The following is an 8,846-nucleotide window of genomic DNA, read 5'->3' as shown; positions in this document are numbered from 1 at the left end:
CCTGCTGCAGCAGTTGCTGGCGGGCGGCCATGTCGGTCTCGCGACTGGCCTTGGCCATCAGCTCGTCGAACGCCTGACTGCGATAGCCGCCGTAATTCTTGGGCGAGTCGCTCTCCAGGATGCCGAGGAAGTTGCTGGCGTCGTCGAAGTCCGCGACCCAACTGCCGCGGCCGACGTCGAAGTTGCCGTTGGCGAGCTCGGCGTAGTGCACCGCGCCCTCGGCGTTGATCAGTTGCGTCTCGACCCCCAGCGGCTGCCACATCGCGGCCAGCGCCACGGCGATGCGCTTGTTGGCCTCGGTAGTGGAGTAGCGCAGGGTCAGCTCGAGCGGGTGATCGGGACCGTAGCCGGCGTCCGCGAGCAGGCTCCTGGCCTCGGCGACCCGATCATCCATCGTCCGATCCAGGCCGGGCATGGTCTGGGCGTCATAGTGGCTGACGCCACCGGGGACGAAGCCGCTGGCCGGGGAGACGACGCCACCCATGATCTGTTCGGCGATGACGTCCCGGCGAATCGCCAGGTTGAGCGCTTCCCTGACACGCTTGTCGGCGGTGGGGTGGCCATCGCGCTGGTTGAGCGCGAAGTAGTAGTTGGCCAGCTGCGGCGCGAGGTGTACGGCGTCGGGCAGGTTCTCCTGCAGCCACTGATATCGATCCGGCGAGAAGTCGCGGACGATGTCGAGACCGCCGGCGCGGAAGCGTTGCAGGCCGGCGCTGCGATCCTCGACCGGATAGTAGTCGACGCCATCGAGGGCGACGTCGTCGGCGTCGTGGAATTCGGGATTCTTGCGCGCCGCGATGTGATCGTGAGAGGTCCAGCTTGTCGGGGTGAAGGCGCCGTTGGTGGCGATATGATCCATCTGGGTCCAGTCGTTGCCGAATCGATCGACCAGGTGGGAAGGCACCGGAGACGCGGCGATGTGCGCCAGCAGCGTCGGGAAGTAGGGCGTCGGCTGGTTCAGGGTGATCTTCAAGGTCTTGGCATCGACCGCTTCGACACCGAGTTCGGGGGCGTCCTGCTCGCCCTTGGTATGCGCTTCGGCGCCGCGAATCGGATAGAACAGGCTGGCGTAGACGGCGCCGTTGGCCGGATCGAACAGCCGCTGGAAGGCGAGCACGAAGTCCTTGGCGACCACGGGTTCGCCGTCCGACCAGTTGGCGTCGTCGCGCAGCTTGAAGGTGTAGACGATGCCGTCGTCGCTGACGTCCCAGCCGCTGGCGGCGCCGGGGATGTACTCGCCGGCCGGGTCCAGCGTGACCAGGCCCTCGAACAGGTCGCCGAGGACGTCGTTCTCCCAGGTGGTACCCCCGATCCGGGCGGTATCCAGCGAGGCCGGTTCACCCTGGATGCCGATACTCAGCGTGGCGGCCCGGGCGGTGTCGACGGACAGGGCTGTCGCCAGGCTCACGGCCGCGAGCAGGGGAAGAACGAGCCTGGCGGTTCTTCGATGTGAGCCGTATCTGGGCTGTGTACGCATGATCGAGTCCATCCGTTGTTGAGCGTTTGTTATTGCCGGGGCTGCTGGCGCATTCGCCGGTTTTGGCGACCCCGTCTCGATCTTAAGTCTTCACGTTCCTGCGGGAACAGTTCCTGCGGGAATCGCCGTTCCCGGATCGCCCGGGTCGAGAAAGCGACGCACGGCGCAGAGCTGTGTTTCGTAGCGACTGCCAGAAAGCCGGCGACATTCGATTCGGGCGTTGTTGGTCGGCGCGTGGAGCATGCGGTCATCGCCGAGATAGAGCGCAACGTGGTCGACCACCAGCCGGCCTGCGTCGTCGGGCTTCTCGAAGAACAGCAGATCGCCCCCACGGCGCTCGTCCGGCGCGACCGGAAGCCCCGTCTCGACCTGGTCGTGGGCGTCCCGAGGCAGACGCATGCCGATGGCGGCGAACAGGCTGTGAACCAGTCCCGAGCAGTCGTAGCCGAAGCTCGAGTTGCCGGCCCACAGATAGCGCAGCCCGTCGAAGCGCCGACCCAGCGTTTCCAGCGTCGCGGCAGTCGCCGGCAGGCCCTCGCCCGGCAACTGGACGCTGTCGCGTGGCAGCCAGCCGCGTCCCAGCGATGTCTCCACCCAGACGCGGGAGGCTCTCCGGTCAGCGACTTCCGGCACCGGTTCGGCCAGTTTCAGCCGAGTCAGAAAACTCAGTTTCAGCGAGCGTTCCTGGGGTAGACCCTGCAGCCAGGCGATGGGAGCCATCACCACCACCGACTCGGCATCGGCCGGGCAGCCCTCTGCCTCGACGAGCTGCGCCGCCGGGATCCAGCCGGGGTAGCCGCGCTCGTCCAGCGAGGACCGCTGGCTTGGAACCACCACGCGACACCAGTCGTTGCCGTGACCGTCACGATGGCGTTCGAGGATCCCGACCGGCGTGTCCAGCAGCACCTGGGTGGCGAGCCGCTTCTCCTTGCACAGCGCCAGACGGGTCTCGTCGTCCAGCGCGGCCAACCAGCGCTCGAGCAGAACCGGATTGCCGAGCGCCGGGGCATCGATGGCCCGGGGTGCGTCGGGGGAGGTCCACAATCCCGCCACGGCGACGGCCACGCAGCTCATGTCGATGTCCCCTGATGACTCATGCCAGTGCTTCCGGAAGACCGCTCAAGTCGTTACTCGGTGAAGTGAACCCAACGTGACGGATGATCGTCCTCCACGTTGTCTTCCCAGCCTTCGAGCTTCGGGTTCACCAGGTTGCGGGTGACGTAGGTCAGCATGGGAATGAACGCGTAGTCGTCCAGCGCCACGTTCTCCGCTTTCTCGAGCAGCTTCTCGCGGGCATCCAGATCCAGCGTCTGGGCGGCCTGGTCCATCAGCTTGTCGTACTCGGGGTTGGAGTAGGCGCCGTAGTTGTTGCCGACACCGGTGTGCAGCAGGGTGAGGAAGTTCTCGGCATCGTCGTAGTCGGCGATCCAGCCGGCCCGGGCGACGTCGAAATCGCCCTGCTGAATGGTCTGGTAGTGGACGGTGGCTTCGGAGTTGATCATCTGCACGTTGACGCCCAGCGGCTTCCACATCGCGGCAACGGCGATGGCGATCTTCTTGTGCTCGTCACTGGTGTTGTAGCGCAGGCGCAGATTCAGCGGATGATCGGGGCCATAGCCCGCTTCCTGCAGCAGCGCCTTGGCCTTGGCCATGCGCGCGTTCATGTCGTCGCTGCCGAGGTCCATGTGCTGAGTGTCATAGTGGCTGGTACCGGGCGGGACCATGGCGGTGGAGGCCTTGAAGCTGCCGGCCATGATCTGCTCGGAGAGCACGTTGCGACGGATCGCCAGGTTGAGCGCTTCACGCACGCGCTTGTCGGCGGTGGGGCTGCCCTCGCGGTTGTTGAGCACGTAGTAGTAGGAGCCGAGATACGGGCTCATGTGAGTGGCGTCGGGGAGGTTCTCACTCAGCCACTGGTAACGGCTGGAGGGATATTCTCGCAGCACGTCCAGCTCACCGGCGCGGAAGCGCGAGATTCCGGCGTTGCGATCTTCCGTGGTGAAGTAGTTGACGCCATCCAGGGAGACATCGTCGGCATCGTAGTAGGTCGAGCTCTTCTCGACGCTGATCTTCGACTGCGAGACCCAGTCCACCGGCTTGAACGCGCCGTTGGTGGCGATATGGTCCAGTTTGACCCAATCCTTGCCGTACTCGTCGACCAGGTGCTTGGGCACCGGGTAGGCGGTGTAGTGGGTCAGCAACTGCGGAAAGTAAGGTGTGGCGTGATTGAGCGTGACCTTGAGCGTCCTGCCGCCATCGAGAGATTCCGCCCCCAGCGTGTCGGCGGCCTTGTCGCCGGTGTTGATCGCTTCCGCGTTGACGATCGGATAGAGCATGTAGGCGTACTTGGAGGCGTTCTCCGGCGCCAGCAGATGCTGCCAGCCGAACACGAAGTCCTCGGCGGTGACCGGCTCGCCGTCGGACCACTTCGCGCCTTCCCGCAGTTGGAAGGTGTAGGTCTTGCCGTCGTCGGAGACCTCCCACTCGGTGGCCATGCCCGGCAGCAGTTCGCCGTCCGGCGACTTCTTGAACAGCCCTTCGTAGACATCCATCAGCACCTGGGATTCCCACACGCCGCCGGAGACCTGTGAGGTATCGAACGAGGCGAGTTCGCCCATGACGCCGATATTGAGCGTCTCGGCCAGCGCCGACGGGGCCATCAGGGAAGTGGCCAGCGCCAGGGCGCCCAGGGGCAACAGGGTGCGGGGGAGTTGCAGCTTCGACATCTTTGGAAAGCTCCGACTTGTTGTTGTGAAAATCCGTTGTGAAAGGCTCGCTGTAGGGCGATCGCCGCGGGGGTGCCGTCAGTGAACCGGCCAATGATCGGCCCGGGGATCGATGCGACACCTTCGCGCGAACCTCATGACCCGTCTAATTCAAATGCTCGATAGACCGTTTCATTTCATGCATATAGGCGTGCGAGAGCGGCTAGTGACGCCGCTCCTGCTGTGATTTCAGTCACAGATAGACGTTGGTCTAGTCACTCCGGCAGCTCGATCCAGCGCGAGGCATGCATATCCAGTGCGTTGTCGTTCCATCCCTCGATTTCGGGATCGACCAGGTTGCGCGAGCTATAGGTATAGATCGGCGTCAGCGGATAGTCGGCCAGCGCCAGTGCCTCGGCCTGCTGCATCAGCTGTGCGCGCTTGGCCGGGTCCTGCTCGGCGTCCGACCGGGTGACCAGCTGATTGTAGTCGTCGTTCTGGTAGGCGCCGTAGTTGTTGGTCTCCGCCGACAGCAGTTGCAGGAAGTTCTGGGCGTCGTCGTAGCTGGAGATCCAGGCGGCGCGGGCAACCTGGAAGTCGCCCTCCATCAGGTCGGCGTAGTGGACGTTGGCCTCGGTGTTTCTGAGTTCGACATCGACCCCCAGGGGCTTCCACATCGCGGCGACGGCCACGGCGATCTGCCGGTGCTCGTCGCCGCTGTTGAAGCGCAGGGTCAGCTCGAGCGGCTTGTCCGGAGCGTAGCCGGCCTCTTCCATCAGCGATTTGGCCCTGGCCAGGCGGCTGTCCATGTCGTCATCGAGCCCGGGCTGGGACTGGGCCTCATAGTCGCTGGTTCCCGGCGGTACCAGCGAGGTGGCCGGCTCGACGCCGCCTTTCAGCAACTGGCTGGCGATGACGTCGCGGCGAATCGCCAGGCTCAGCGCCTCGCGGACGCGCTTGTCCGCCACCGGCGAGCCGTCGCGCAGGTTGAACACGTAGTAGTAGGTGCCCAGCGACGGGAACAGATGGGTGGCATCGGGGAGGTTGTCGGAGAGCCGCGGATACTGCGCCGCGGGATAGTCGCGCAGGATATCCAGCTCGCCGGCACGAAAGCGCTGGATGCCGGCGTTCTTGTCCTCCAGCGGGTAGTAGTCGACGCCATCCAGGCTGACGTTGTCGGCGTCATGGAAGCGGTCGTTCTTGACCGTTTCCAGCTCGGTATTGGAAACCCATTTCACCGGCTTGAAGGCGCCGTTGACCGCGATGTGGGAAGGATCGCTCCAGTCGTCGCCGAACTCATCCACCACATGCTTGGGGATCGGGTAGGCGAACGGCAGCACCAGCGTCTTGAGGAAATAGACGGTGGGGGCGTTGAGGGTGATCTGGAGCGTCTTGCCGTCGTCCAGGGATTCGACGCCCAGCGAATCGAGCGGCTTGTCGCCTGAGTTGATCGCCTGGGCATTGACCACCGGATAGAGGCGGTGGGCGTAATTGGAAGCGGTCTTGGGATCGACCTGGTGACGGTAGGCGTAGACGAAGTCGTCGGCGGTCAACGGCTCGCCGTCGGACCATTCGAGCCCATCGCGAAGGTGAAAGGTGTAGGTCTTGCCATCGTCGGAGATGTTCCAGCTCTCGGCGGCGCCGGGGATGATCCGGCCGTCGGCGTCGATGGCGACCGGGCCCTCGAAGATGTCCCGCAGCACATCTTCTTCCCACACGCCGCCAGTGATCTTGGCCGGGCTCAGCGAAGCGGGATCCCCGGAGATGCCCATGTGCAGCGTGGCTGCCTGGATGGGCAGGGCGCTCAGGGTGGCTGCGAAACCGATGGCGGCTGCCAGGCGAGTCGGTGATATCAAAGTGGGATCCCTCGAACGGTGATGGATGATCAGGTTTTTATTCTTTCCACCTTAGCGCATCGTCTCGATTCGCACAGCGTGAGACGGTCGACGGCGGGATGACGCTATGCCGGGGTTTGGCTACAATAGGCGTCCTTTTTTCGGCGAGTCGATCACCCCCGTTTTCCGGGAAGGTTCGACGCGCCGGTGGCGACGTTGGCAGGAGCCCCATGCAAGAGATCAATCCGATCAACAACCTCATCAAGGACCTGTCCGAACGGACAGACGTCCTGAGGGGGTATCTTTGACTATGCCGAGAAGAAAGACCGGCTAGAAGAAGTCTCCCGAGAGCTGGAAAACCCGGACGTCTGGAACGATCCCGACTACGCCCAGAAACTGGGCAAGGAGCGGGCGTCGCTGGAAGCCGTGGTCGAGACCATCGACACCCTCGACAGTGGCCTGGCCGACAACCGCGAGCTGCTCGAGCTGGCGGTGATGGAGGAGGACGACGCCACCATCGACGAGGTTCGCAAGGAACTGTCGTATCTCGAGGGACAGCTCGACAAGCTGGAGTTCCGGCGCATGTTCTCCGGCGAGATGGACGAGAACAACGCCTATCTCGACATCCAGGCCGGCTCCGGCGGTACCGAGGCCCAGGACTGGGCCAACATGCTGCTGCGCATGTACCTGCGCTGGGCCGAGCATCACGGCTTCAAGGCCGAACTGACCGAGGTGTCGGCGGGCGAGGTCGCGGGCATCAAGTCCGCCACCATCCATGTCCAGGGCGAGTACGCCTTCGGCTGGCTCAGAACCGAGACCGGGGTCCATCGGCTGGTGCGCAAGAGTCCGTTCGACTCCGGCGGCCGGCGGCACACCTCTTTCGCCTCTGTGTTCCTCTCTCCGGAGGTGGACGACAGCTTCGAGGTCGAGATCAACCCGGCCGACCTGCGTACCGACACCTACCGCTCCTCCGGCGCCGGCGGCCAGCACGTCAACACCACCGATTCGGCGGTGCGAATCACCCACGAGCCGACGGGTATCGTGGTGGCCTGCCAGAGCCAGCGCAGCCAGCACGCCAACCGCGACTTTGCCATGAAGCAGTTGAAGGCGAAGCTGTGGGAACACGAGATGCAGAAGCGCAACGCCGCCAAGCAGCAGGCCGAGGAGAGCAAGGCCGACATCGGCTGGGGCAGCCAGATTCGCTCCTACGTCCTCGACGACCAGCGGATCAAGGACCTGCGTACCGGCGTGCAGAGCAGCAACTGCGACAAGGTGCTCGACGGCGATCTGGATCAGTTCATCGAAGCGAGTTTGAAGCAAGGGCTTTGAGAAAGCCCGAAGAGCGGCACTGCGTGCCTGGAAGCTGGAAGAAGTAAGAAAGAACAAGGGCGAAACGTTACCGAGCCATTGAAAGGCTTTGGCGAGGTGGTCTGATCTTAGCTTCTAGCTTCTAGCTTCTAGCTTCTAGCTTCTAGCTTCTAGCTTCTAGCTTCTAGCTTCTAGCTTAATTTTCTTTTCGACAGGCGACGACATGGCGAACCAGGACAACCCGCAATCTCCTTCCGATGCACCGCATGAAGCTCAGGAAGAAAACCGGCTGATCGCGGAGCGCCGTGCCAAGCTGGCGGCCCGCCGCGAGCAGGCGGCGGAGCAGGGCGGCAGCGCCTTCCCCAACGATTTCCGGCGCGACAGTCTGGCGGCGGATCTGCAGGCGGAACTTGGCGACAAGGAGAAGCCCGAGCTCGAGGCGCTCGACCGCCAGGCTGCCGTTGCCGGCCGCATCATGCGCAAGCGCGGGCCGTTCGTGGTGATCCAGGACGCTTCCGGGCAGATCCAGTTCTACGTCGACAAGAAGGGCCTGCCCGCCGAACTGCTGGAGGATATCCAGAGCTGGGATATCGGCGATATCGTCGCCGGCCGCGGCCCGGTCCACAAGTCCGGCAAGGGCGATCTCTACGTCATGCTGGTCGAGGCCAAGCTGCTGACCAAGAGCCTGCGGCCGCTGCCGGACAAGTTCCACGGCCTGACCGATCTGGAAGCGCGCTATCGTCAGCGCTACGTCGACCTGATCATGAACCCGCAGTCGCGGCGGGTGTTCGAGGTGCGCTCCGGTGTCATCGCCGCGATCCGCCGGTTCATGGTCGAGCGGGGCTTCATGGAGGTCGAGACGCCGATGCTGCAGCCGATCCCCGGCGGCGCCACGGCGCGACCGTTCACCACGCACCACAACGCGCTGGATATCGACATGTATCTGCGTATCGCGCCGGAGCTCTATCTCAAGCGGCTGGTCGTCGGCGGGTTCGAGCGGGTATTCGAGATCAACCGCAACTTCCGCAACGAAGGGCTGTCGACGCGGCACAATCCCGAATTCACCATGCTCGAGTTCTACTGGGCCTACGCCGACTATCGCGATCTGCTCGACCTGACCGAGGCGATGATCCGTGACGCCGCCGAGCAGGTGCTGGGTACGACCACCGTCACCTACCAGGGCACCGACTACGACCTGGGGCAGCCGTTCCGCCGGCTGACCCTGCGCCAGTCGATTCTCGAGTACGGTGGCGAGGTCGAGGGCGGCGCCATCGGCGAAGCCGACATCGACACCCTCGAGGCCGCCAGGGTGACCTGTGAGCGCCTGGGCATCGCGACCAAGCCGAGCTGGGGGCTGGGCAAGCTGCAGACCGAGATCTTCGAGGAGGTCGCAGAAGCCAGGCTCGATCAGCCGACCTTCATTACCGAGTATCCGGCCGAGGTCAGCCCGCTGGCGCGACGCAACGATACCAACCCCCATGTCACCGACCGCTTCGAGTTCTTCGTCGGCGGGCGCGAGAT

At 64.2% G+C, this 8,846-nt stretch carries 6 protein-coding genes; 2 read left to right on the top strand and 4 right to left on the bottom strand.

From position 1 onward, the window contains the following. The 4 genes from Q0602_RS01750 to Q0602_RS01735 form a co-directional block, all read right to left on the bottom strand. The coding region (locus tag Q0602_RS01750) for a peptide ABC transporter substrate-binding protein (RefSeq protein ID WP_298837990.1) at positions 1–1,477 on the bottom strand (1,477 nt) is incomplete at its 3' end. A 90-nt stretch (positions 1,478–1,567) separates the two neighbouring features. After that, positions 1,568–2,551 (bottom strand): C40 family peptidase, encoded by a 984-nt coding sequence (locus Q0602_RS01745; protein ID WP_298837987.1) that lies wholly within the window; start codon positions 2,549–2,551, stop codon positions 1,568–1,570. A gap of 53 nt (positions 2,552–2,604) precedes the next feature. Beyond that, positions 2,605–4,203 (bottom strand): peptide ABC transporter substrate-binding protein, encoded by a 1,599-nt coding sequence (locus Q0602_RS01740; protein ID WP_298837982.1) that lies wholly within the window; start codon positions 4,201–4,203, stop codon positions 2,605–2,607. 254 nt (positions 4,204–4,457) lie between these two features. Beyond that, positions 4,458–6,038: a peptide ABC transporter substrate-binding protein gene (locus tag Q0602_RS01735; protein ID WP_298837977.1), complete on the bottom strand. Its 1,581-nt coding sequence runs from the start codon at positions 6,036–6,038 to the stop codon at positions 4,458–4,460. Positions 6,039–6,247: 209 nt separating this feature from the next. Between Q0602_RS01735 and prfB the strand changes: the two genes are divergently transcribed. Both prfB and lysS read left to right on the top strand, forming a co-directional pair. After that, a protein-coding gene (prfB, locus tag Q0602_RS01730) for a peptide chain release factor 2 (RefSeq protein ID WP_110707787.1) occupies positions 6,248–7,346 on the top strand; the annotation gives its coding sequence in 2 pieces (ribosomal slippage) (positions 6,248–6,322 and positions 6,324–7,346; 1,098 coding nt in all). Between the two features lie 202 nt (positions 7,347–7,548). Beyond that, positions 7,549–8,846 (top strand): lysine--tRNA ligase (lysS, locus tag Q0602_RS01725; RefSeq protein ID WP_298837973.1); only part of this gene is annotated, 1,298 nt, incomplete at its 3' end.

The organism is uncultured Salinicola sp. (genome assembly GCF_937921195.1).
Classification (GTDB): domain Bacteria; phylum Pseudomonadota; class Gammaproteobacteria; order Pseudomonadales; family Halomonadaceae; genus Salinicola.
This window is presented reverse-complemented; position numbering and strand designations above follow the sequence as displayed.